Annotated in this window: 28 protein-coding genes and 1 tRNA gene; 10 read left to right on the top strand and 19 right to left on the bottom strand. The window is 61.9% G+C overall.

Going from position 1 to position 22,893, the window contains the following annotated elements; all coding sequences use genetic code 11:
- The gene (locus BUC04_RS21745; protein WP_067662248.1) at positions 1 to 942 is read left to right on the top strand and encodes a DUF4097 family beta strand repeat-containing protein; all 942 of its coding nucleotides are present in this window, start codon (positions 1 to 3) and stop codon (positions 940 to 942) included.
- A 54-nt stretch (positions 943 to 996) separates the two neighbouring features.
- Positions 997 to 2,127 (top strand): tRNA epoxyqueuosine(34) reductase QueG, encoded by a 1,131-nt coding sequence (gene queG, locus BUC04_RS21740; protein WP_067662251.1) that lies wholly within the window; start codon positions 997 to 999, stop codon positions 2,125 to 2,127.
- A gap of 44 nt (positions 2,128 to 2,171) precedes the next feature.
- Here the strand turns inward: queG and BUC04_RS21735 are convergent, their stop codons facing one another.
- Positions 2,172 to 2,378: a dodecin gene (locus BUC04_RS21735; RefSeq protein WP_067662254.1), complete on the bottom strand. Its 207-nt coding sequence runs from the start codon at positions 2,376 to 2,378 to the stop codon at positions 2,172 to 2,174.
- An 84-nt stretch (positions 2,379 to 2,462) separates the two neighbouring features.
- On the opposite strand from BUC04_RS21735, the gene BUC04_RS21730 reads away from it, so the two are divergent.
- Positions 2,463 to 2,870: a (deoxy)nucleoside triphosphate pyrophosphohydrolase gene (locus tag BUC04_RS21730; protein ID WP_067662257.1), complete on the top strand. Its 408-nt coding sequence runs from the start codon at positions 2,463 to 2,465 to the stop codon at positions 2,868 to 2,870.
- Between the two features lie 123 nt (positions 2,871 to 2,993).
- The gene (locus BUC04_RS21725; RefSeq protein ID WP_067662260.1) at positions 2,994 to 3,893 is read left to right on the top strand and encodes a 1,4-dihydroxy-2-naphthoyl-CoA synthase; all 900 of its coding nucleotides are present in this window, start codon (positions 2,994 to 2,996) and stop codon (positions 3,891 to 3,893) included.
- 57 nt (positions 3,894 to 3,950) lie between these two features.
- Here the strand turns inward: BUC04_RS21725 and BUC04_RS21720 are convergent, their stop codons facing one another.
- The 13 genes from BUC04_RS21720 to BUC04_RS21665 form a co-directional block, all read right to left on the bottom strand.
- A complete protein-coding gene (locus tag BUC04_RS21720) occupies positions 3,951 to 5,069 on the bottom strand; it encodes a PilT/PilU family type 4a pilus ATPase (RefSeq protein ID WP_067662263.1) in 1,119 nt (372 codons plus the stop codon).
- A gap of 80 nt (positions 5,070 to 5,149) precedes the next feature.
- Positions 5,150 to 5,761 carry a PB1 domain-containing protein gene (locus tag BUC04_RS21715; RefSeq protein WP_143165840.1) on the bottom strand — a complete coding sequence of 204 codons (612 nt, stop codon included), beginning with the start codon at positions 5,759 to 5,761 and terminating at the stop codon, positions 5,150 to 5,152.
- A 276-nt stretch (positions 5,762 to 6,037) separates the two neighbouring features.
- Complete coding sequence (locus BUC04_RS21710) at positions 6,038 to 6,229, bottom strand: hypothetical protein (protein ID WP_067662269.1); 192 nt, start codon at positions 6,227 to 6,229, stop codon at positions 6,038 to 6,040.
- Between the two features lie 118 nt (positions 6,230 to 6,347).
- The gene (locus tag BUC04_RS21705) at positions 6,348 to 6,818 is read right to left on the bottom strand and encodes a hypothetical protein (protein ID WP_067662272.1); all 471 of its coding nucleotides are present in this window, start codon (positions 6,816 to 6,818) and stop codon (positions 6,348 to 6,350) included.
- 496 nt (positions 6,819 to 7,314) lie between these two features.
- Positions 7,315 to 7,635, bottom strand: a complete 321-nt coding sequence (locus BUC04_RS21700; protein ID WP_067662276.1) for a hypothetical protein — start codon at positions 7,633 to 7,635, stop codon at positions 7,315 to 7,317.
- Between the two features lie 304 nt (positions 7,636 to 7,939).
- Complete coding sequence (locus BUC04_RS21695; protein ID WP_067662279.1) at positions 7,940 to 8,389, bottom strand: hypothetical protein; 450 nt, start codon at positions 8,387 to 8,389, stop codon at positions 7,940 to 7,942.
- Positions 8,390 to 8,457: 68 nt separating this feature from the next.
- Positions 8,458 to 8,592 (bottom strand): hypothetical protein, encoded by a 135-nt coding sequence (locus tag BUC04_RS24230; protein ID WP_268762554.1) that lies wholly within the window; start codon positions 8,590 to 8,592, stop codon positions 8,458 to 8,460.
- A 530-nt stretch (positions 8,593 to 9,122) separates the two neighbouring features.
- Positions 9,123 to 9,449: a hypothetical protein gene (locus tag BUC04_RS21690; RefSeq protein WP_143165839.1), complete on the bottom strand. Its 327-nt coding sequence runs from the start codon at positions 9,447 to 9,449 to the stop codon at positions 9,123 to 9,125.
- Between the two features lie 11 nt (positions 9,450 to 9,460).
- Positions 9,461 to 9,925 (bottom strand): hypothetical protein, encoded by a 465-nt coding sequence (locus BUC04_RS21685; RefSeq protein ID WP_067662285.1) that lies wholly within the window; start codon positions 9,923 to 9,925, stop codon positions 9,461 to 9,463.
- A 269-nt stretch (positions 9,926 to 10,194) separates the two neighbouring features.
- Positions 10,195 to 10,509 (bottom strand): hypothetical protein, encoded by a 315-nt coding sequence (locus tag BUC04_RS21680; RefSeq protein ID WP_067662288.1) that lies wholly within the window; start codon positions 10,507 to 10,509, stop codon positions 10,195 to 10,197.
- A 441-nt stretch (positions 10,510 to 10,950) separates the two neighbouring features.
- Positions 10,951 to 12,489 (bottom strand): hypothetical protein, encoded by a 1,539-nt coding sequence (locus BUC04_RS21675; RefSeq protein WP_073326148.1) that lies wholly within the window; start codon positions 12,487 to 12,489, stop codon positions 10,951 to 10,953.
- A gap of 184 nt (positions 12,490 to 12,673) precedes the next feature.
- Positions 12,674 to 12,747, bottom strand: a tRNA-Gly gene (locus tag BUC04_RS21670).
- Positions 12,748 to 12,835: 88 nt separating this feature from the next.
- Positions 12,836 to 14,998 (bottom strand): S46 family peptidase, encoded by a 2,163-nt coding sequence (locus BUC04_RS21665; RefSeq protein WP_067662293.1) that lies wholly within the window; start codon positions 14,996 to 14,998, stop codon positions 12,836 to 12,838.
- 235 nt (positions 14,999 to 15,233) lie between these two features.
- On the opposite strand from BUC04_RS21665, the gene BUC04_RS21660 reads away from it, so the two are divergent.
- Positions 15,234 to 15,860, top strand: coding sequence for an esterase/lipase family protein (locus tag BUC04_RS21660; RefSeq protein ID WP_067662295.1), 627 nt, complete (start codon positions 15,234 to 15,236; stop codon positions 15,858 to 15,860).
- Here BUC04_RS21660 and BUC04_RS21655 read toward each other — a convergent pair.
- Positions 15,839 to 16,078, bottom strand: coding sequence for a YgjV family protein (locus BUC04_RS21655; RefSeq protein ID WP_067662298.1), 240 nt, complete (start codon positions 16,076 to 16,078; stop codon positions 15,839 to 15,841). The two genes, BUC04_RS21660 and BUC04_RS21655, sit on opposite strands and share 22 nt — an antisense overlap.
- A 68-nt stretch (positions 16,079 to 16,146) precedes the next feature.
- The gene (locus BUC04_RS21650; RefSeq protein ID WP_067662301.1) at positions 16,147 to 16,599 is read right to left on the bottom strand and encodes a YtoQ family protein; all 453 of its coding nucleotides are present in this window, start codon (positions 16,597 to 16,599) and stop codon (positions 16,147 to 16,149) included.
- A gap of 113 nt (positions 16,600 to 16,712) precedes the next feature.
- Here BUC04_RS21650 and BUC04_RS21645 point away from each other — a divergent pair, with 113 nt between their 5' ends.
- Complete coding sequence (locus BUC04_RS21645) at positions 16,713 to 17,480, top strand: NRDE family protein (protein WP_067662304.1); 768 nt, start codon at positions 16,713 to 16,715, stop codon at positions 17,478 to 17,480.
- Here BUC04_RS21645 and rsuA read toward each other — a convergent pair.
- A complete protein-coding gene (gene rsuA / locus BUC04_RS21640) occupies positions 17,477 to 18,163 on the bottom strand; it encodes a 16S rRNA pseudouridine(516) synthase RsuA (RefSeq protein ID WP_067662307.1) in 687 nt (228 codons plus the stop codon). The two genes, BUC04_RS21645 and rsuA, sit on opposite strands and share 4 nt — an antisense overlap.
- A 123-nt stretch (positions 18,164 to 18,286) precedes the next feature.
- Between rsuA and BUC04_RS21635 the strand changes: the two genes are divergently transcribed.
- The 4 genes from BUC04_RS21635 (at position 18,287) to BUC04_RS21620 (ending at position 21,216) form a co-directional block, all read left to right on the top strand.
- Positions 18,287 to 19,195, top strand: a complete 909-nt coding sequence (locus tag BUC04_RS21635) for a cation diffusion facilitator family transporter (RefSeq protein ID WP_067662311.1) — start codon at positions 18,287 to 18,289, stop codon at positions 19,193 to 19,195.
- A 93-nt stretch (positions 19,196 to 19,288) separates the two neighbouring features.
- Positions 19,289 to 20,224, top strand: a complete 936-nt coding sequence (locus tag BUC04_RS21630; protein WP_073326146.1) for a DMT family transporter — start codon at positions 19,289 to 19,291, stop codon at positions 20,222 to 20,224.
- A 4-nt stretch (positions 20,225 to 20,228) separates the two neighbouring features.
- Positions 20,229 to 20,672, top strand: coding sequence for an SRPBCC family protein (locus BUC04_RS21625; protein ID WP_067662314.1), 444 nt, complete (start codon positions 20,229 to 20,231; stop codon positions 20,670 to 20,672).
- A gap of 64 nt (positions 20,673 to 20,736) precedes the next feature.
- A complete protein-coding gene (locus BUC04_RS21620) occupies positions 20,737 to 21,216 on the top strand; it encodes a protein-tyrosine phosphatase family protein (RefSeq protein WP_067662317.1) in 480 nt (159 codons plus the stop codon).
- Positions 21,217 to 21,234: 18 nt separating this feature from the next.
- On the opposite strand, the gene BUC04_RS21615 is transcribed toward BUC04_RS21620, so the two are convergent.
- Positions 21,235 to 22,020 (bottom strand): ParA family protein, encoded by a 786-nt coding sequence (locus BUC04_RS21615; RefSeq protein WP_067662319.1) that lies wholly within the window; start codon positions 22,018 to 22,020, stop codon positions 21,235 to 21,237.
- Between the two features lie 104 nt (positions 22,021 to 22,124).
- Entirely contained in the window at positions 22,125 to 22,721 is a 597-nt protein-coding gene (locus BUC04_RS21610; RefSeq protein WP_067662323.1) for a thioredoxin family protein, read from the bottom strand.
- Between the last annotated feature and the right edge of the window lie 172 nt (positions 22,722 to 22,893).

Genomic DNA, 22,893 nt, shown 5'->3' with positions numbered 1-22,893 from the left:
ATGTTGATGCGACAACTGGGCCTGGCCCTGATGATGATCCCCCTGACGCTGCAGGCCCAGGAGGTGGACCAGCGCCTGACCGTCTCGGGCGATACCCCCATCACCATTACCGTCCCCCGTGGCCAGCTGGTGATCACCGGCGCCGACGGTGACGAGGTGCGGGTGCTGGGCCAGGTTGATCAACACGCCGAGGCCTTCATCTTCGAGCAGCAGCAGGATGAGCTGGTGATCGAAGTGAAGTTGCCCGAGGGCTGGAGCGATCGCGGTACCCGCTCCGAAGAGCACTCCAACCTGCGCATCACCCTGCCCCGTTCGGTGCAGGTTCAGGCCCAGGGGATCAGCACCGATATGGAGGCCAGCGGCCTGACCCAACTCAAGCTCAACGGGGTCAGCAGCGACATCAAGGTCAGCGCCGGAGAGGGCCGCTTCGATCTGCAAAGCGTCAGTGGCGATCTGACCCTGACCGAGCTGGCCGGCGAGGTGCGGGGCGAAGCGGTCTCCGGGGATATCCGCGGTGAGAACCTGAAGGGTGAGCTGCGACTGCGTGCGGTCTCAGGGGATCTGCGTCTGTCCGAGGTCAGCGGTGATCTTGCGCTGGAGTCAGTCTCCGGCGATATCCAGGTCAGCGGCCAGAGCCTCAGCCGACTGCACAGCCGCAGTGTCAGCGGCGACGTGGCGCTGTCGGTTTCCGAGCCGGCCCCCGGCCTGGAGCTGAGCCTGGAGACCGTCAGCGGCGATGCCAAGCTCAAGCTGGCAGAGCCGCGCAACCTGGAACTGGCGGCCCGCACCGGCCCCGGCGGCAGCATCCGCAACGGCTGGAGCAGCGACAAGCCCACCACCACCAAGTACGCCCGCAACGAGGAGCTGAATCTCACCCTGGGCCAAGGCGAGGCCAGCGTCCGCCTCAATACCGTCAGCGGCGATCTCCGGCTGGAGCCCTGACCGCGCCCCGGCGGCGGTTGTGACCCCCGGCAACGGTTTGCTACCCTTGCCGCCATGACCGCCCCGACCCCCGACTGGGATGCCATCGCCACCCGGATCAAGGCCAAAGCCCTTGATCTGGGTTTCTCTGCGGTGGGCATTGCCGATATCGACCTCAGTGAGGAAGCCCCCAGGCTCGAAGCCTGGCTGGCGCAAAACTACCACGGTGAGATGGACTACATGGCCCGTAATGTGGCGATGCGCAGTGCCCCGGACCAGCTGCTGCCGGGCACCCTGCGGGTGGTCTGCGTTGCGCTGGATTACCTGCCGCCGGATGCCGGCTTCGCCCGCAACCTCAAGGCGGAGGAGCAGGCCTACATCTCCCGCTACGCCGGCGGACGGGATTACCACAAGCTGATGCGCAACCGGCTGAAGAAACTGGGGGATGCCATCAAGGCGGAAGCGGCCGAGTGTCAGTTTCGCCCCTTTGTCGACTCCGCCCCACTGCTGGAGCGGCCACTGGCCCGTAACGCCGGCCTGGGCTGGGTCGGCAAGCACTCTCTGCTGCTCAACCGCCAGGCTGGCAGCTGGTTCTTCCTCGGTGAGTTGCTGGTCGACCTGCCGCTGCCAGTGGACACGCCCCACAGCGGCGATTGTGGCAGCTGCACCGCTTGCCTGACCGCCTGCCCCACCGGGGCCATTGTGGCGCCCTACGTGGTGGACAGCCGCCGCTGCATCTCCTACCTGACCATCGAGGCGGACGGCCCCATCCCCGAGGCGCTGCGTCCGGCGCTGGGCAACCGCATCTACGGTTGTGACGACTGCCAGCTGATCTGCCCCTGGAACCGGGTAGCCCCGCTGACCCAGGAGAGCGACTTTCATACCCGGGCGCCACTGAAGGGGGCGAACCTGCTGACGCTCTGGCAGTGGGACGAGGCCACCTTTCTAAAGCAGACCGAGGGCTCCCCCATCCGCCGCATCGGCTTTGCCCGCTGGCAGCGCAACCTGGCGGTGGCCCTGGGTAACGCCCCGGCCAGCGACGCGGTCCTCAGCGCCCTGACCCAGGGGCTGGGCCGGGTTAATGCCATGGTGGACGAGCACATCCAATGGGCAATAGCCCGGCAGCAATCCCAGGCCCAGCCTGCAGACCGGCGCCAGCAGCGGCTGATCCGCAGCATCGAGAAGGGGCTGCCCCGGGACGCCTGACGCCTGTCGGCTAAGCGCCCAGGACAAGCCGTCAGCTCAGGGCCTCATGGGTCCAGGGTGAAGCCCACCTTGATGGTCACCTGCCAATGGGCCACCTGACCGTTCTCAATGTGGCCCCGGGTTTCCACCACCTCGAACCAGCGCAGGTTATGCAGTGACTTGGCGGCGGCGGCCACCGCGTTGGCGATGGCATCGTCGGTGCTGACACTGGAGGAGCCGGTTAGCTCGATCTTCTTGTAGGTGTGTGACATGGTGCTCTCCTAAGTTGAGTCCATCAGTATAGGCAGCGGGCTTTGCGCCATCGCTGCCCACCCCAATCCAGCCTGGAGTAACAGATGATCCTAGATGTTGTGGCCGCCCTGCTGGTGGCCGATGACAAGGTGTTGGTGGCACGACGCCACCCGGAATCCAGCCAGGGTGGGCTATGGGAGTTTCCCGGCGGTAAGGTAGAGCCGGGGGAGAGCCATCAGGCCGCGCTGGTGCGGGAGATCCAGGAGGAGCTCAGCGTCACCCTCAGTGTCGGCCCTTTCCTGGCGACCAGCGAACACCGCTACCCGGGTAAGACCGTGCGTTTGCATGGCTACCTGTGCCACTGGCAGCCTCAGCCGATCGTACTGACCGGCAGTCACGATGCGCTGGCCTGGCACACCCCAGAACAGGTAGAGCTGGCCAGCCTTGCGCCGGCAGACTGGCCGCTGTTGGCAGCGCTGCAGCGCTACATCGACGCCAGGCTCGATCACTAGCAGCAAGCACGACGTTTTTTGCACTGGGCCGCAGCCTGGATGCAGCAACAGGGCGAAACGGTTGACTGTCTTAACGCAACTACCTAGCCTTTTCTCCACAAATTTGCCAAGTGGGCCAATACCATGACCGAATCCACCCGCGAGATCTTCAACCCCGACCTGTGGCAGCCGGTTGATGGCTTCGATTTTGAGGACATCACCTACCACCGAGCCAAGGACCAGGGCACGGTGCGGATCGCCTTTAACCGCCCGGACTGCCTCAACAGCTTCCGCCCCAAGACCGTGGATGAGTTGTTCACCGCGCTGGACCATGCCCGCCAATGGTCCGACGTCGGCTGCGTGCTGATCACCGGCAACGGCCCGTCTCATAAGGGCCAGTGGTCCTTCTCCGCCGGCGGCGACCAGCGGATCCGTGGCAAGGATGGCTACAAGTACGAAGGCGAAGAGGGCCAGGCGGATGTGGCTCGCATGGGCCGCCTGCACATCCTCGAGGTGCAGCGCCTGATCCGCTTTATGCCCAAGGTGGTAATCGCCCTGGTGCCCGGCTGGGCCGTTGGTGGCGGCCACAGCCTGCATGTGGTGTGCGATCTGACCCTGGCCTCCAAGGAGCACGCGGTATTCAAGCAGACCGATCCGGACGTGGCCTCGTTCGACTCCGGCTACGGCTCCGCCTACCTGGCCAAGATGATCGGTCAGAAGCGGGCCCGGGAGATCTTCTTCTGTGGCTTTAACTACTCCGCCCAGGAAGCGTTCGAGATGGGCATGGTCAACAAGGTGGTGCCCCACTTCGAGCTGGAAGAGGAGGCACTGCGCTGGGCCAAGGAGATCAACAGCAAGTCTCCCACCGCCATGCGCATGCTCAAGTACGGCTTCAACCTGCCGGACGATGGCCTGGTGGGCCAGCAGCTGTTCGCCGGCGAGGCGACCCGCCTGGCTTACGGCACAGCCGAGGCCCAGGAGGGGCGCGATGCCTTCCTGGAGAAGCGCGACCAGGACTTCTCCAAGTTCCCCTGGCACTACTGAGCCAGGCAGCAAAAAGGGCCCGCACCAGCGGGCCCTTTTTTGTTGGACTCGAGCAGCCTAGGAGAGGGGCTGCAGAGAGAGGCCGGGCTTGTCCGGGCTCGAGCTGGCCTCCACCTCCCCCCGCTCCAGCTTAAGCTGAAGCTTCAGGTTGGTGGGGGAGTCGGCAAACTTGAGCGCCGTCTCTTCGCTGATCGTGCCCGCCTGGGCCAGGTCAAACAGGGCCTGGTCAAAGGTCTGCATCCCCAGCTCCCGGGATTTTTCCATGATCCCCTTAAGCTCACCGGAATCCCCCCGCTTGATCATGTCTCGCACCGTCAGGGTGCCCATCAGGATCTCCACCGCGGCGCAGCGCTTGCCCTCCTGGGTGGGGACCAGACGCTGGGAGACAAAGGCCTTGAGGTTGTTGCCCAGGTCATTGAGCAGCTGGGCCCGGCGCTCCTCGGGGAAGAAGTTGATGATCCGATCCAACGCCTGGTTGGCATTGTTGGCGTGCAGGGTTGAGATCGCCAGGTGGCCGGTCTCGGCAAAGGCGATGGCGTGCTCCATGGTCTCGCGGTCGCGGATCTCACCGATCAGGATAACGTCCGGGGCCTGACGCAGGGTGTTCTTCAACGCCGCATGGAAGCTGCGGGTGTCCACCCCCACCTCCCGCTGGTTGATGATGCAGCCCTGGTGCTGATGGACGTATTCCACCGGGTCCTCAATGGTGATGATGTGCCCCTCGCTGTTGCGATTGCGGTGATCAATCAGCGACGCCAATGAGGTGGACTTACCGGAGCCGGTGGCGCCGATAAAGAGCACCAGGCCGCGTTGGGTCATGATCACCTCTTTGAGCACCTCCGGCAGGCCCAGGCTCTCAAAGCGGGGAATGTCGGTCTTGATATTACGGGCGACAATGGCCAGGGCATTGCGTTGCTGGAAGATATTGACCCGAAACCGGCCTACCCCCTCGATGCTGACAGCCAGGTTCATCTCCAGATCGCGCTCAAAGGCGGTGCGCTGCTCAGCGTCCATCAAGCCATAGGCGATCTCCGCCACCTGCTGACTCTTCAGCGGGGCTTGCTCCAATTGCTGCAATCGCCCCTGGAACTTGGCCATGGGTGGCGCGCCTGCGGTGAGGTAAAGATCCGATCCATCTTCGCTGGCTAAGCGATTCAGCAGCTGGTGAAAGTCCATATTTCCATCCATTGATTAAGCAGTACTTTCCCAGTCTGCCACAGTGCGCCAGCAGCACAAGGGGCGAGCGGAAATGCCGTTCAGCTGTGCTTCACCAACTGACCCAGTAAGCCGGGCAGTTGGTCACAGCGAGGTGGCTGTCCCTGCGGATACCGGGCCAGTGCTTGCCAGTAGTGGGCCAGCAAGCGGAAACGCTGCTCCAGTGGCACGGCGCCAAACTGCATCTGGGCTACCGGATGCTGGGGGTGGCGCTGCTGAACCTGACGCAGCAGCTGGGAGTCCAGGTCCACCGGGTTGATCAGCAGGCCGTCGTCAAAGGTATGAAAGCCGTTGATCCTGGTCCGCTCCGACGCCAGCAGCAGGGTCGGTTGCCCATCACTGCGTCGGCGATTGTCCTCCAGCAGCAGGGTTATCTGCACCAGGTTCAGCTTACGGGCCACATCGTTGGCGGCAAACAGGGCGCGGTGGTAATCCTGCAGCTGCGACGCCTGGGGCGACTCGCACTGGCTGCTCAACAGCACCGCATCGAAGGCGGTGGCCAGGAGAGCGTCGCTTTGCTGGTAAACGCCATCGTGGGGCTGGGGCACCACCAAGGGATCCAGCCGTTGCTGCACCGCCTGCCAGGCCGGCGGCATCGGCGCGGGCTGACAACCAAGCAATAACAGCATCAGAACAGGGATTAGGGGACGCATCGGCAGCTCCAGGAGTAAGCGGAGCGGGCAGTATAGGGCCATCGGGGCGAGTGGCGATAACGGGTTTACCTGGCTCTACCTTGCTTGACAGAACCGCCCGGCGTTGCGGTACAGGGAGGACAGACAACGAAGTACAGAGGAGAAAAAAGACCCGCCATCCTGGCGGGTCGAAACATTGAACCAGGCTTAGCGCACAGAGCTAAAGACCCGCCGGCAGTATCCCAACAAAAGGGGAGCAAGCCATTGTCATTTAACGACTAAATTTAAGTGGCAGGCTCAGTGCAGCAACAGCCCCACCAGGCTGAAGCCCAGCCCCAGCAACACCAGGGTGTTTTGCCTGGCTTCGATCTTGGCCGGTTCCTTGTCCGGGTTATAGCCAAAGATGAAGTTGGAAAAGGTGCCATTGGGGCCAAAGGCCCACCACAGGGTCAGGATAAAGCCGATACTAACCAGGGTTGTCGATATCATCGCTAAGGCACCAGGTTAAGAATTTTGCCAGCCCCATCACGCCCAGCAGGGCAGCCAGCGTCCAAAACAGATCCGTCATTCCGCCTCCTATTAGCCATGGCTTGCCCTCAGATCGGCACTATTGCGCCGCCCAAGCTTCGGTCGCTGACGCGTCAGGGTCCGTCGGCTGTCCCGACTCGATGGGCTCGAGCACAAAGCGCAGCCCCTCCACCTCAACCGCGGTGGGCTCAGTGGCGGTGAGCAAACCGGCCAGCTTGCGTTTACCAAAGTGGCTGCGCGCCTGGTAGCGCAGCTGTTGCTCACCCGCTCGGCTGCGACAGACCACATGCGCATCCACCGCCTGATCGCCCAGCAGCAGGAAGTCGCTGCCCCGGCCTGCGCTGTGGCAGCCGTTGCTGTCCGCTCGCACCAGGGTCAGATGGATCTCCGCCTGTTGGTCTTCTTCAAGCTCATTCACTGTCAGCCATAGCTGAGCCGGCTGGGTCGGATCATCGTTCGTCACAGACGCGATAACCCCGGCATCGGTTGATGCCATCACCGGCGAAAGCGACAGCCACATCGCCAAGCCCAGGCCACTCCACTTCTTCATCACCGCTGTACTCTCTGATCTTTCAGCACGCCGGCCAGTCGGATCAGCAGGGCCACGCTCAGCCAGATTAAGGTGAACAAACCCACCGTCATCAGAAATCCCTGAGCAAAGAGAATTAAGTACCCGCCAAACACAACGCCAACCTCTGCTATTTCAAGTCATGGGGAAGAGGGGCGGACGTCGGTCCCAGTAGTCCACGGAGTCTTCCCGGTTTAATGACGAGCAGAGCCCGGTACCCGGTTCACCGGTACCGACCGAGGCGCAGCCTCTATAACGGCCTTTCTCAAGCCATCCGCTCGTCAGGAGCCGGATAGGCTACCGCGCTGACCCGGGTTCAGACCGGTCAGTTTGCGACAATCGAGCGTGCGGCAGCAGCGGGATTGGCCGCTCTGTGATGGGGATAACAGGGAGGGCGTCAGCCGGGGGCTACCAGTGGCCAGGGCAGAAGCGAATTCAGGCTGCAGCCTTGCCTGCAGCCCTAGTGGAGAGCAAGAGGTTATTCGGGCTTGACCCAGAAGTCGCGGTAGCTGGGATCGGCCTCGGCCCGGAGGCGATCCAGCAGGCCCAACAGGAAGCGGTACTTGTCCAGCGGCATCGGACGAAAGTTGGTGCTTTGCGGGTTGGCACGCCAGCGCCGTATCACCCGGCAGCTGTTCTCATTGGCCGGCATCCCCAAGGCACTGGCAACCCCAAACCAGGTGGTTTCCAGCCGGGTTTTGAGTTCATCGATCCGGGCGATCGCCTCCTCCCGGGTATTGTCGGCGTGGACCAGGGTGATCCCGCCCTGCTCATCCCGCACTATCTCTATCAGACGCATTGCTCTGCCTTTTTTCTTATCGCTTTGTTGTCGTCCCAAGCCAGGGGAATCGCTCTTTCGTCAGCACCGGGGTATCGGCTGAGCCAAAGAGGCAGAACCAAGGCAAGGTCCGGCGTAATGTAGGACCCTGGGGTCCGGCAGTCAATGATGATGGGGAGACGATAGCGACAGCCTGAGGTTGAGCAGCCGTTGGGCACGGCCCGGCGAAACGAACCGCTTAGCGCGATAGCCAGCGTAGATCATCGCTCTTACCAAGCGACCTCAGCAGCGCTGGTGCCGACAGTGAATGACATGGTCGGATTGATTAACGGTGAGCACTCCAGCGTCGAGCGTCCGGCTGATCTTGCCGTCGCATTGCGGGCTGACCGAGTTGAGCAAACTGCTTGGGCTCCTGTCGCTCCCAGGTGCACAGCTGAACCAGGCGCCGGGAGCCGAGAAACCAGCGAATGCCAGCAATATCCACCGCCACCTTGCTGCGCTTCTGCAGCTCCACCAGCAGTTGCTCATGGTGCTGCTGGGACAGCTTAAAGCCCATCTTGTGTTCATCGAGCCGAACTGGAACCAGGGCCAGTTGCAGACGATCCCCGTCCTCCTGCTCCAACTCCAGATGGGTTGGCCAGGGGGCCCGACCCAACGCCGACCGACTTTGTGCCGTACCGACAAACACCAGGGCGCGATTGCCACACTGCTGCTTGGCATAGAACAGCTCAAACAGGGTAAAACCGGGAAGCTGGCGGCTGCTGTTGATCTTCATAATGGGTTCTTGTTGCTCAGGCGTGGCGAGACGACCATTGGACTGGCCGGTTCGGTTGACTACGAGTGCTAGTGGGCGATAACGAAAGAGGACAGGGTGATGATCACAAAGCCCAGGGCCACCGTGCCGGTAGCCAACAGCGAAAGACGCACCAGGGCCAACTCGTCAGAGCCGCTGCCGATGTAGCTGCATAACCATTTCATCTGTCACTCCCCGTTCGACACCGAACCTTCAGTTCAAAAAAAGGCCCCGAACCGAAGGGACGGGGCAAAGTAGAACTAACTTCTCGCTCTGGGTGATAAGGCAGTCATCACCACAAGGCCAAGTTAGCAATGGGTCCCTTAACCAAGACTGAACTAGGACCATATGGTACCTCTCGTGTCGTAATATGACCGGCAGCACCCACCCAACCGATTGAGCGCCGACACGGCCTTTTTGGGACTAGCCAGCGCGGTTCAGCCCCAGTTGCTTAGCCATGGCTGCGATAGCTTGTGACCGCACTTAAGATGCAAAAAACCCCAGTCGTGGTAACTGGGGTTCTTTGCGGTCACTTCAGCGACGGCTGGCTCTTTGGCCCGGCGGCCGATGCGACTTGCGCCTCCGGGTGTCACCTCCACCCGCCTTCGGGCAACCATTTCCCGTGCTTCAGTCAAAGCTGAAAACGCATCTGGTGACGGGGTGATATTGCCATGGCGCCGACCCGGAACAACGGTCACTTTGCGACTTGGTGCGGTTAGACTCGCGCCGGTACCAGGTGCCAGGCCAGACCCAGGCGACGCCTTACCGACTCGCCAGGGTAAAGTGCGGCAAAAGCCAGGGTGAACACCATAAAGACCGGGGCGAAGATCATCGCCAGGCAATGGACGGTAACAACCCCAGTGGTCAGCTGATACTTCCAGCGCCGGGAGATATCCGCCATCCGCTGCAGGGCGATCATTGGGATCCGAATCGCCAGAACCACCAGCCACACCAGCACCAGCCATACGGCAGCCAACTCCATTACCAGCAAGGTCAGAGCCAGGCCGACTGCTGCGCGGATCGAAAATGCTGCTCTTCTCATGATGTTGGCCATTAGAAGGTGAAGCCAAAGCCCAGCTCAACAACCGGATCGTCGTGAACGAAGGTCTTTGCGGTACCAACGCCAAGCTTCAGCGCTACCCGGTCCAACTGGTAGACCCCAGCAACGGAGACAGTGACCTTGGTGTCGCTGCTATCGGCGACCAGGTAATCAAATTTGCCATAGGTCGCCCCCACCATCGGGGCAATATAGAGTTTGTCGGTGACGCCGTAGGTCAGCCCAAGGTGCACTCGGGAAACCATTTCGCCATAGCGGTTACCAAATGCGGAAACCGTGTCGGAGTAATAATCGCCCTGAACCGCGAAGCCTAACTTGTCCCTGCCATTTAACTGGTAGAAGCCAACGCCGTAGGTCTCAAAATCACCCAGGTTCGCGTTGAAGGTAATGGCGCTGTCGCTGTCGCTGGCTCCGGCTGCGCCGCACAGCAGCAGAGAGGCGGCAAGAATCATCTTCTTCATGGTGTCATGGATCCTAGATGCTCAAAGTTGAGCCGCATAATAGGACCAAAATATCACCATGACCAAATGGTCCTCATCGGGACTATGACCAGGATCGCAAAAGCCCGGTTGGTTGAAGACCGGGGCTCTATCCTCGAGATCACGCGGCTCCCTGCGGTGAGGGAGCAGCACAAGGCACGCTGGCAGCACCAGGGAAACCAGTCCGCTCAATCCGCGAAGTAATCCCCCCCACCGCTATCAGCCATCGCTGCTGGTTTGTGCCGTTGCCCTTAAGGGTGCGCTGATCTGCTGCACTCATCGCCCCAGTGTTCGCACACGTACTGCTGCTCGTAGTTGTCGAACCGTTGCCAATACTCCCGCGAGGCCATCAGACACAGCCCACCGTAGGCGGCCAACACTACCCCGACGAAAAACATCAACGGGCCGATATGGTGGACACCCAGTACAAAGGGAAAGATCGGCAACATCAGCGCCAGGGCCAGGGCACACCAGCCCTCCTCTTTCTTCTTGCGCCCTTCGCCTTTGCCTTCCTGTTCCAGTCGTTGCTTTGCATACTCAAATGCCGGGCCTGCGTGGTGTCTCATAGCGCCTCCTCGTTAGGGCCAAATGGTCATCTTTAGCTAAGATGCTATACGGACCATTTGGTCCCATCAAGGCCAATTTAGAGTAGTTGCTCTGGATGTCGGGATGTGACCGTATTGGTCTCCAGCCAGTTTTATGGAAAGAGGGACAAAGGAGGGCTTTCAACAGATGAGGGGATCGATAGCTTGCGCAGTGCGAGCTTGAGGGCAGAAACGAAAAAACCCGAGCGACGGAGACCGTAGCTCGGGTTTCGAGATTCTGGAGCGACCAGCGGGAATCGAACCCGCGTCATTAGCCATTCTGAGTAGTAATCCCTTGGCAATAGTCATCAAACAGACGACTTACCCAACCATTGAACATTTAAGAAGCTGCTTTTCAACTTTAAGACTTATCAACGTCGAGTGACTAAAAGATAAAAACCCCGCCGAAGCGGGTTTTTTAAGTTACTTGATGGTGATGGTGGATGACTGCTCGAACAAGCCTTCCTTGCCATCGGATATGCGCCAGATAACGTTGACCGGGCCCATCGGCAGCTCTACGTAGTCAGTCCGCAACGTAAGGTTGTTCTGTTCCGCAAACTCGGCAATGTCACCATCAAAGTTGCCTTCAGTACACTCAGAACGGATTCGACCATCACCCAGAACGTCAGCGCGGCACTTCTCACCTTCCTCGGTCTGGAAGTAATAGTTCAACCAACCGTCTTGGTAGTCGGCGATTTTACCCAAGTCGTACTTGTCGGCCATCCAGCCAACCGCCGGATACTTGGAGAAGATGCTCTGATCTTCTTCCTTGCCGGTGATAACGGTGTAGGTGTTGCCAAAGCCCTGTACCTCAACAATGTTGGAGAGCTTCGCGGACGGGTCAACCGGACCAGGCTCAGGGGTCAGGCCCGGATCGAGCGGGTCGTCCGGGTTTTCCGGCTTGTCGTAACACTCGTCACCACAGGGCGGATCAACTGGGTCCAAAATCGGGGTTCCGCCAGAGAATTCCTCACCGTCGGCCCAGAACTTAAACGCCAGGTGGGCACGCTCACGCTCGCCAACACTGTATACGCGGCTAGAGCCTTCGTAGCTAACGTGGGTGATGTCGGCGATATCGCCCGGAGTAACACGGTCAACCGGCTGGCCGTCGATATACCAAACCACGCCAACAACCTCGTCATCAACGGTACGAGTTGATCCGGAAAGCTCGGCGGACCCCGCAACGGTGTTCAGGGTGCGATAATGGTTGGTGGTGGAGTAAGACGCGCTCAGGATATGACCCTGCTCGTCCTTCTCGATATCAAATTCGGTGCTCTCGCCAAGAGCTACCAGAGCGTAAGCGTTGCCGGGGAAGCCAGCTTCCAGCAGCTCGTTAACCTGGATCTGTTTGTTGATCTCGCTGTGTGGGATGGCCTCGGCGGCGCGGATAACTTCCTGCATCTCCGCCGGGAAGGTTACCGGCACGCTGTCAAGTTCGTGCCCTTCATGCCAAATACCAACGGATACCGGGGTGCCCTTGAAGACGGTGTGGACCAGCTGAGAGTCGTTATCATCAACAAGGACCAGCATTTCGCCTTCAACGTAGCCGTTTACAGGGTGGTTGTTAGCACCAGCAAGGACAGCAGCGGAACAAGTAAAACCTTTTGTACAACCCAAAGCGTTCCACTTTTCAGCCACTTCCGGGGCCAGAACCAAAGCTTCAAAAACGCCGCCTTCGGTGAAGCGGTAACCGTAGCGGAAATTCGGCGCATGGTAGTTCTTGTGCGCACTGGAGGACACCACCATTGCGTTGGAAGTCTCCAAGCTGCCGTTGAAGGTGTAAGTGGTGTGGCTGTAACGGTTGTCAGCGTCAAAGGCGGCAATCGCCCCTTCCAGCTTCTCGCACATGCCCAGCAGAGCGTTAACTTCGGTGTTGCACTCGCTTTCCGGGTAAACAGTGTCGGAGCTACAACCGGCCAGCATCAGGGCGGCGGCGATTGGCGCGAACTTCAAAGCATTCATTTGTCGTCGGGTCTCCAAGGGATAGGCCTAAAATCTGGGGCGCATCTTAGGGCTCCAAGGCTCTACCCTTTGAGTCAATTTGCGACACTTCCTGGAAGCGTGATCAAAAAAGCCCCAACCTGTTAGGGTCGGGGCTTTTCGAAAAACCGTTCATTCACCGAAAACCATCGATGAAGATAAATTCTGGAGCGACCAGCGGGAATCGAACCCGCGTCATTAGCTTGGGAAGCTAAGGTAATACCATTATACGATGGTCGCCTGACAGGAAAATACCTTACTTGGGCCGGGTCAGCTTGGCAAGGGCAGCCGAGACGACTGCCGCTTGTTTAACCAGGCTCCGCAGGGCTTAGCGAACGACATCCATCTCCTGGAGCAGGTTGTCGGCGCCATCCAGCTCCTTCATCACCCACAGCATGTAGCGACTGTCGACGTGAATGGAGCGGGCAAACTCGGTATTGAAATCCCAGTCGGCGATGATGCTCTCGTACACCCCATCGAACAGCAGACCCACCAGTTCCGCCTTGCCATTGAGGGTCGGCGAACCGGAGTTACCGCCGGTGCTGTCCAGATCCGACAGGAAGTTGACCGGCACCGAACCCACCGCCTTGTCGTCGAAGCCACCGTACTGGCGCTGACTAATCAGCTCCAGCTGACGCTGGGAGGCATCGAAGGGTACCTCGCCGGTGGCCTTGCGTTTCAACCCTTCCAGGGTGGTGAAAGGCTGGGCCACCAGGCCATCCTGCGGGGAGTAGCCCTGCACGGTACCGAAGGTCAGGCGCAGGGTGGAGTTGGCGTCGGCGTAAACCGGCTTACCCTGGCTTTGCTGATAGGCGATGATCGCGGCCATGTACTGGGGACGGGCGCGCAGTAGTTCACCATTAAGGCGTTTCTCCTCCGCCTCCTCCTTCTGCAGGCGAGGGTAGTTGGCAACGGCAAAGCGGATAAAGGGATCGTCGCTTTGCTCAAACGCCTTGGGGCCCTTCTCCAGCCAGGCCAGGCGCACCTCGGTTTGATCCAGGCTGGTGGCCTGGTAGAGGCTGTCCAGGGTGGCGCTCAATTTGGCCTCATCCAGGCCATTGGCCAGGCCAAAGGTTTGATCGATCACAGGATCACGCTCGGAGGCGGGCAGCTGAGCGTAGCGGCTCAGCAGGTGGTGCAGCATCGCCTTGTCCACCGCCGGGTCAAAGCGGCGTTCCATCCGCTCCATGGCGGCCTTGATGCCATCCCAGTCCCGCTCCTGGTAGCCGGCTTCCCGCTCCAGATCCGGCTTTTGCTTCTCCTGGGCCAGGCGGTAAAGGCGCTGGGCACTGGAGATCATCTGGTTGTAGCCCATGTACCCCAGGATAAGGTCCCGTTCCAGGTGGGCCCATTGCTGCTCCACCAGGCGATCCATCTCCTGCTTGACGTTGCCGTACTTGCTGGCCCGGTCCCCTTCGCCCTCAACCCAAGCCCACAGGGCGGATTGTTGGGTCTGCTTGTGCTTGGCCAGCTCGGTCTTGTCGTAGCTTTCCACCATGCTCTGGAAGTTCTTGGCATAGTTGGCCAGACCGGCCAGGGTGCCCTCGTACTTGATGCGGGCCTCGGAGCCCGGCTCGCTGGCGCCCTTGATGACGTCGATCAGCTCGTTACGCAGATCCCGCGCTGCCGGGTAGTAGCGCTCAAAGTAGATGGCGGCTTCTTCAGCGGTGCGGTAGCGATCGGTCCGGCCTGGGTAGCCCGCCACCATCAGGAAGTCGCCGTCGCTCAGGCCGCCCGCGGACACACTGAGGAAGCGCTTGGGCTGATAGGGGACATTGTCTTCGCTGTAATCCGCCGGCTTGCCATCCGGGCCGACGTAGGCGCGGAAAAAGGCAAAGTCACCGGTGTGGCGTGGCCACATCCAGTTGTCGATGTCGCCGCCGTACTTGCCGACCGACAGGGACGGGGTGTAGACCAAGCGGACGTCTCGCAGCTCCTGCTCCTTGATCAGCACATACTGGGCACCGTGATGGAAGTTGGAGACCTTACAGCGGACGTTCTCCTCCTGCTCGCACTCCGCCACCAGGGCCTTACGGTTGCGCTGGATCGCCTCGTAGTAAGGCTGGCCGGCCAGGCTCGGGGCCAGATCGCCCACCACCTGATCGGTCACGTCGGTCATCGACTCGGTGATCCAGATCTTGTAGCCGGGCACCGGCATCTTCTCCTCCGCCAGGGAGCGGGCCAGGAACCCCTCCTCCAGCAGGTTATCCTCCGGAGTGGAGTGATACTGGATGGCGCCGTAGCCGCAGTGGTGATTGGTCACCAGCAAGCCCTTGGGGGAGACGAAGGAGGCGGTACAGCCGCCGAAGTTGATCACCGCGTTCATCGGGAAGTCAGACAGGTCGGCCATCTCGGCCGGGTCCAACTGCAGACCCAGGGCCTGCATCTGCTTGCCCAGTCCCGGCAACTGGCTCGGTTGCCACATCCCCTCTACTGCCATGGCCCCAGTGCTGGCCAGGGCCAGGCCCAGGGGAAAAATCCATGTTTTCATCACGTCACTCTCTTCCTGAATCGGGCCCAGGGGCCCACCGTGCTGCGACGTTAACACGAAGCGGGGTTCAAATTAACCTGGCTGACACATTTCATTACAGGGTGGGCCAGCGGGCATTGACACAGGATTCCGGGATAAACCCAGGGGGATCGGCGGGGACAAAGGGGCGGATTGGCGCTGGTCAGCGTGGGGTCCCCTTGATAGATTGGCGTATCCAAGTCGCAAAGGAGGGCGCATGGCAAAGGTGGTGTTACTGCATGGTCTGTACATGCACGGTACGGTGATGTGGCCGCTGGCCCGACGCCTGGAGAAGCTGGGCTGGGAAACCGAATGCCTGAGCTACAACTCGGTGGCGATCGAGCCCGAGGCGCTGTTTGATCGGCTCAGCAACGCCCTACCGCATGACCAGCCCAACTACTTTATCGGCCATAGCCTGGGTGGGGTCATGCTCTACCACTACGCTCATCAGCGGGCGCTGACGGTGGACAGCCGTATTGTCACCCTGGGTAGCCCCCTGCAAGGCGCGGCCATCGCCAAGCGTCTGGCCGAATGGGGCCTGTCAGCCCTGATGGGCAACGCCGGCGAGCATGGCCTGCTCAATGGTGACTGCCTGCGCTGGCGCAGCCCGGCGGCGCTGGGCAGCCTGGCCGGACGCAGCGGACTGGGGGTCGGCGCGCTGCTGGGCGCCCTGAACGAGCCCAGCGATGGCACCGTGGCGGTATCGGAAACCGAGGTCGAGGGGATGGCGGATCACATCATCCTGCCCACCACCCACACCAGCATGCTGCTGGCGGAGCAGACCGCGGTGCAGTGCGATCACTTCCTACGCCACGGCCAGTTTCAGGCTTCCGCCTGTTCGTAGCTGTAGATCTTGTACAGGTAGTAGATGTTGATCAGGACGATAAAGCCATTGACCAGCGCCACCGGGATGGCGGAGATCGCCGTGCCATAGGCCACAAACAGGGCCGCCCCCGCCATGTTCCACCAGCGCAGCGCCTTGATGTTGGACATCATCAAGGAGATCGCCACCAGGATCGACGCCAGGTACCCCACCCACTCCCATAAGGTTGCGGCTTCCATAATGCTCTCCGGTTGTCGGTTGATCCAAGCCTAGTCAATCCATCCGAGCTGATGGGTTGAGATACCGCTCAGTCGCGGCTGAGCCCCTGGCATTGGTAAGCCAGCAGCTCCACCACCTGCTGCGGGGTCTGCGCCCACGCCAACGCCTGGGCATCCACCTCCTTGAGCGGGTGGACCAGATCGGCGTCATGCAGGGTGATGTAAGGCTTGCCCAGGGCAGCGCAGTAGCCAGCGTCGAAGGCGGCGTTCCACTGTTTGTACTGGGGGCCGAAGCGCACCACCACCAGGTCTGCACGCTGGATCAGGGTCTGGGTGCGGATCTGATTGACCCGAGCGCTCTGGTGGTCACGCCAGAAGTTGTCCGCCGGCACCCCGAGCAGATCCCCGGCGGCATCGGACGCGGCGTGGTCGGTCACCGGCCCGACAAACTGGATGGGCAACCCCAGGGCCTGGCAGCCCTGCGCTATCTGTTCACGCCAATCGGTGTGGATCTCACCGGAAAGGTACACCTGCCACTGCATGCTATCTCCTTGTTGCTACTTACCAGAAAAATGGCTGGCCACAAGGTAGCACCGCTCTTGCCAGGGCCCAAGGGAAAACGCCACACTGGGGTTTTCCGCGACCGGAACCAACCATGTGCCTGACCGCTTTTCGCTGGCAGCCGGACAGCCCCATCCCGTTGTTGTTGCTGGCCAATCGAGACGAGTTCTACCAACGCCCCACCGAACCCACCCATCAATGGACCGAGGGGATCTGGGCCGGTCGCGACAGCCAGGCCGGCGGCACCTGGATGGGCTGGGGCCCCGGCGGCCGCCTGGCCCTGATCACCAACCACCGCCGCATCGGCCAGGCCGAAGGCAGGGTTTCCCGGGGCTTGCTGGTCAGTGAGTACTTGCAAAGCACGCTAAGTGCAGAGGCCTACCTGCAACAGCTGCAGCACCATGATGACGACTACAGCGGCTTCAATCTGCTGCTGTGGGACCGCAGCGGGGGCTACTACTACAGCAACCGCCAGCGCCAGATCCAGCCGTTGCAGCCCGGGCTTTATGGCCTGTCCAATGACCTGCTCGACACCCCCTGGCCCAAGGTCACCCGACTGAAAAACGCCCTGGCCCAGCAGTTGGTGTCATCGCCGCAGCCCAGCGCCGAGGCGCTGCTGGACCTGCTGCTGGAGCCAACCCAGGCAGAGGACTCAGCCCTGCCGGACACCGGCCTTGAGCTGGCCTGGGAGCGGGCCCTGTCCGCCATCTTTATCCATACCCCCAGCTACGGCACCCGCAGCAGCACCCTGTGGCAGTGGCAGCGCGATGGCACCCTGCACTGGCACGAACGCCAGCACCATGGCGATGGTGCCGGTCGCACCACCCGTAGCTGGACCCTAGGGTCTGTTGACCCAGGCTAGAACGACGCCACCTCCGCCTCGGTCAAGGCGCGCCATTCACCCGGCTCCAGCTCGGGATCCAGGGTCACCGCACCGATCCGCTCACGGTGCAGCCCCACCACCTTATTGCCCAACGCGGCAAACATCCGCTTCACCTGGTGGTACTTGCCCTCGCTGATGGTCAGCAGCACCTCGGTGTCGCTGATCCGCTCCAGCTGGGCCGGTCGGGTCAGGCCATCCTGGTGCAGCTCGATGCCCTCGGCGCAGCGCTGTTCCGCATCGGCCACCAGCGGCTCAGCCAGCCAGACTCGGTAGCGCTTGTCACAGGCCCGGCGCGGTGAGGTGATGCGGTGGCACCACTGGCCATCCTCCGACAGCAACACCAGCCCGGTGGTGTCGACATCCAGCCGCCCGGCGATGCGCAGCCGGTCGAGCCGGGGCTGATCGATCAGGTTCAGGATCGAAGGATAGAGCTCATCCACGTTGGAGCAGAGAAAGTCCACCGGCTTGTGCAGCATCAGGTAGCGGGTGGCGATCGCCCCCACCGGCTGGCCACGCCAGTGCACCTCGGTCTGATCGCTGATCTGGAAGCCCGGATCGGTGATCACCTCGCCGTCGCAGCTGACCTCGCCGGCCTTGAGCTGCCGCTTGGCCAGGGAGCGGGTCAAATCGGTGTTGCTGGTGAGAAACTTGTCCAGTCGCATGGTGGCCCCTTTAAAAAATTCGGCGCATTATCGCCGCTTTGTCCGGTGCAGGCGAGCACAACCGGTTGCCAATCGCCACGGCGCTTCTACCTTTGTTGAGGACCCCAGCCGCAGGAGCCCGCCATGGCCAGCGAAGCCAACTCGGTCAAATCGATCCTCTACGCCCTGACCGCCAACCTCTCCATCGCCATCGCCAAGCTGGCGGCGGCCATCGTCACCGGCTCCGGTGCCATGATGGCAGAGGCGATCCACTCCTTCGCCGATGCCGGCAACCAGCTGCTGCTGTTGCTGGGGATGAAAACCGCCAAGCGGCCGCCGTCGCCGGATCACCCGCTGGGACATGGCAAGACCATTTACTTCTGGTCCTTTATCGTCGCCATCATGCTGTTCAGCATGGGCGGCCTCTACTCCCTGTACGAAGGGTGGCACAAACTGCACGCCCCCGAGCCCCTCAACCAACCCTGGATCGCCGTCGCCGTGCTGTTGTTCGCCATCCTGGCGGAGGGCTGGTCCTTCCGCGGCTGCCTGGTGGAGGTCAACAAGGAGCGCGACGGGCGCAGCTACTGGCGCTGGTTCCGGGAGACCCGCAGCTCGGAGCTGCTGGTGATCTTCGGCGAGGACCTGGCGGCCCTGCTGGGCTTGCTGTTTGCCCTGGGCTTCGTGCTCACCACCATGGTAACCGGCGATCCGACCTGGGACGCTTACGGCAGCCTGACCATCGGCGGCCTGCTGCTGCTGATCGCCCTGTTTATCGGGATTGAGGTCAAATCGCTGCTCATCGGCCAGGGGGTCGAGCCCAAGCAGCGCCAGGCGATGATCGCCTTCCTGTCGGAGCAGCCGGCGGTGGAGCAGGTCTACAACCTGCTGACGCTGCAGCTGGGCAAGGACGTAATGGTGGCGGTGAAGGCGCGGATGGCCGGGCAGCAGGATGCCCAGGTGATGGTGCAGCAGATCAACGCCACCGAGCAGGCGTTCAAGCAGGCCTTCCCCCAGGTGTTGTGGCTGTTCTTCGAGCCGGACCTGAGCGACTAGTCCCGGGGACAGTCGCTCGCGCCTGCAGCAACCTAGGGTCGGCACAAGGTGGTACCATCGGCGCCCAGGCCGAATGACAGTACCGAGGATCCCATGTCGCCCCACCATCAAGGCACCCTGTTTGCCCTGCTCGCCACCGCACTCTGGTCCGGCAACTTCCTGGTGGCCCGGGATCTGGCCGACACCCTGCCCCCCATCACCCTGGCCTTCTGGCGCTGGAGCCTGGCGCTGCTGGTGCTGCTGCCCCTGGCCTGGCGCCCGGCGCGACAACAGTGGCCGCTGATCCGCCAGCACAAGGGCTACCTGCTGCTCACCGCCCTGCTTGGGGTGACCCTGTTCAACACCCTGATCTACCAGGCTGGCCACAGCACCGAGGCGATCAATTTGTCGCTGATCGCCATCAGCTCGCCGATCTGGCTGGCGCTGATGGCGCGGGGAGTGCTGGGTGAGCCCATTGGCCCGAAACGGGGGTTGGGCCTGGCGCTGGCCTTTGCCGGCGTGCTCTGGTTGATCCTGGAAGGGGAGCCGGCGCGGCTGGGCCAACTGAGCTTTGCCGCGGGGGATCTGTGGATGCTGCTGGCGGCGCTGATCTTTGCCGCCTATTCGCTGTTACTGCGCTTCAAGCCGGCAGAGCTCTCCGCCCGGGTGATGCTGCTGGCCACCTTCCTGCCGGGCTGGTTGATGCTGCTGCCCGGAGTGGCGTGGGAGGGAGAGGCATTCAAGGGCTACAGCCTGTCGACCTGGGCGGCGCTGGCCTACGTTGGCCTGTGCGCCTCGCTGCTGGCCTACGCCCTGTGGAGTCGGGCGGTGGAGCTGATAGGCCCAGGCCAGGCCGCGGGGATCTACTTCCTGATGCCGTTGTTTGCCGGTCTGCAGGCGGCCTGGTGGCTGGGCGAGCCGCTGACCTGGCTACATGGCGTCAGCGCCACGCTGATCATCGGTGGCATCGCCCTGGCCAACCGCAGTGCCACCCCGGTATCGGCGTCTGGGTCTAAAATTAACAGCCTCAACTCGGAAGAAAACACCTAACGGTATGAAATACCAATGTGATGTCGTGATTGATCTGCCCCGAGAGCAGGTGGTGGCGCTGTTCGACAACCCCGATAACCTGCCCCGCTGGCAGCCGGACCTGCTCAGCTTCGAGCCGCTGCAAGGGGTGCCCGGCCAGCCGGGCTCCACCTGTCGTCTGCTCTATCGCATGGGCAAGCGGGAGGTGGAGATGGTGGAGACGGTGCTGGTGCGGGATCTGCCGGAGCAGTTCAGTGCCCGCTATCAGGCCAAGGGTGTGGACAATCGCTGCGACAACCGGTTTGACAGCGAGGGGGCGCGAACCCGTTGGCGGATGGAAAGCGAGTTCCAGTTCCGTGGCTGGCTCAAGCTGATGGGCTGGTTGATGCCGGGGGTGTTTAGGAAGCAGACCTTGCAGATGATGAACCAGTTCAAAAACTTCGCCGAATCCAGCTCGAAGCAGCCCTGACCCAATGCCCGGAGTTTTTGATACACTCCGTTTTTTCGCAAGTTCGAAGCAAGACCGAAGCAAGATGCAGGACCTTTTTTGGCTCACCCCGGGGCAGATCGCCGGGCGCAGTGGCCCCAACAAACTCCCCTGGACCGTGGCTGAACTCAAGCAGCAGGGGATCGACACCGTGCTCTCCCTCAACGATGCCGTCGAGGTGGACGCCAGCGCCCTGGCCCAGCATGGCATCAGCCACCTGCACGTCGAGCTGCCCGCCAACATCCCGCCGGCACCGGGGGATCAGGCCCAGTGCCTGCACCGCCTGCCCCAGGCCCTGGCCCAGGTCAGCGCCGCCCTGTCCCAGGGAGATTCGGTGCTGATCCACTGCCGCTCCGGCAAGGACCGCACCGGCCTGATGATGGCCTACCTGTTGATGGTGCGTCAGGGCTTCAGCCCCCAGGCGGCGATGGCCAAGGTGCGCGAAGTGCGCCCCATCGCCTTCAGCGCGGAGGGCTGGTGGGAGCTGGCGGAGCAGGTGCTACACCAGCTGCGCCCCAGTCACTGACGCCAGCGAGGCCAGTCCTCAGTTACTCAAAACCAGCGACTTGGCTTCCAGCTCCTCAAACAGGGTCACCAGCTGGCCGGTGAGCTTGTGGTTGGCGGCAAAGTCGATCAGCGGCCGCTGCAGCTGGTGCGACTCTCTCATCTTGACCGAGCTGGTCAGCAGGGTCTCCAGCACCGGCAGGTCCTGGGCCTTGAGCGCCGCCACCAACTCCCGCGGCAGCTTGGCCTGGGGGTTGAACTGGTTAACCACGATCCCCTCCAGCATCAACGCCGGATTGTGGTCGTTCTTCAGCTCCAGCACGTTGTCCAGCAGGCGGTGGATCGCCTGGGCGGAGAAACTGTCGCAGTCGAAGGGAATGATCACCGAGTCGGCGGCAATCAGTGCCGATTTGGCGTAGAAATTGAGGTTGGGCGGGGTGTCGATGTAGATCCGGTCGAACTCGTCCATCAGCTCGTCCAGCGCTTCCCGCAATTTGAAGATCTTGTAGCGGCTCTCCAGATCCCGCTCGATCTGGGACAGCGCCTGGGAGGCCGGCAGCAGGCACAGGTTATCCCACTGGGTGTCGTAGACAAACTCCGCTGCCGATTGGGGCCGGGATAGCCAGCCCACCGTCTGCTTGAGCAGATCGGCCACCGTCGGGGCCCCCTCCTGCTCGTCGAAGCCGAGGTAGTGACTGCTGTTGCCCTGCACATCCAGATCCACCAGCAGCGTCTTCAGCCCCCGCTGGGCACTGACCGCCGCCAGATTGACACTGATGCTGGACTTGCCAACGCCCCCTTTCTGATTGAATACCGCCCGTTTCATCGCCGTCCCCTGGTCACTTTTTGTGCCATCTACGTTACGGGATATTGGCCCCGGCCTCCAGACCCGCAGGTCGGTTTTTCGCCGGGGCGGGCGGGGTCAGGCAATCAGCGCAGCATCGCTGCCAGGCTCTGCTCCAGCGGCTGTTCCAGCTCGCCTTCGATGCGGCCAACCTCTTGCCCCTCGCGGTAGACAATGTAGGTGGGCAGCACCGACACCCCCAGGGTGGCCAGGTCAACACCAGCACCCTGGCCCTGTCGATCGACACCCAGGTAGCGTGCCTGGATATTGGGGTTATCCAACTCTTTGATGATCTTGATCAAAGCCGGGGTAGAGCTTTGGCAGCTCGGGCACCAGGTGCCGATCACCGCGGTGATCTGGGTCTGCTGCTGGTAGTTGGCCAGCGGTGCCAGGGCCTCGGCGTCCACCTGGTAATCCAGGTAGGCACGGCCCATGGGCACCAGCTCAAAGATCAGCTGCTGGCTGTCCAGCTCACCGGTCAGTACCGCATCCTGCATCGGCGCGCCGCCGTGCGGATTGTCGTGGGGGTTGCCCTGGGCCTGGGCCTGTTGCTCCTGACCGGCCATCTGCGACAGCATCTTCTTATGGTCCAGGGGCATCTCCGGTTGGGCCATCGCAGCCATGGGCAGCAGCGCCAGGCTACCGAGCAGTACGCCGATCCGGGCGCCGTTCTGAGTGTTCATGGGTTTCATCCTAAATTGATTCCGCGTCACAATTTCCTGTGGAGTGTAACCAATTCCCCCCTACTGTTCATGGCCAAACTGGGAGTCCCCTCACAGAGCCTACGGCCCACCCCTTGTCGCCACCGCCGACACCACTCACAATCGACTCAGACCACCACAAGGACCCCTTCGG

The sequence above is a fragment of the Ferrimonas marina genome (genome assembly GCF_900129905.1).
Taxonomy (GTDB): Bacteria; Pseudomonadota; Gammaproteobacteria; order Enterobacterales; family Shewanellaceae; genus Ferrimonas; species Ferrimonas marina.
This window is presented reverse-complemented; position numbering and strand designations above follow the sequence as displayed.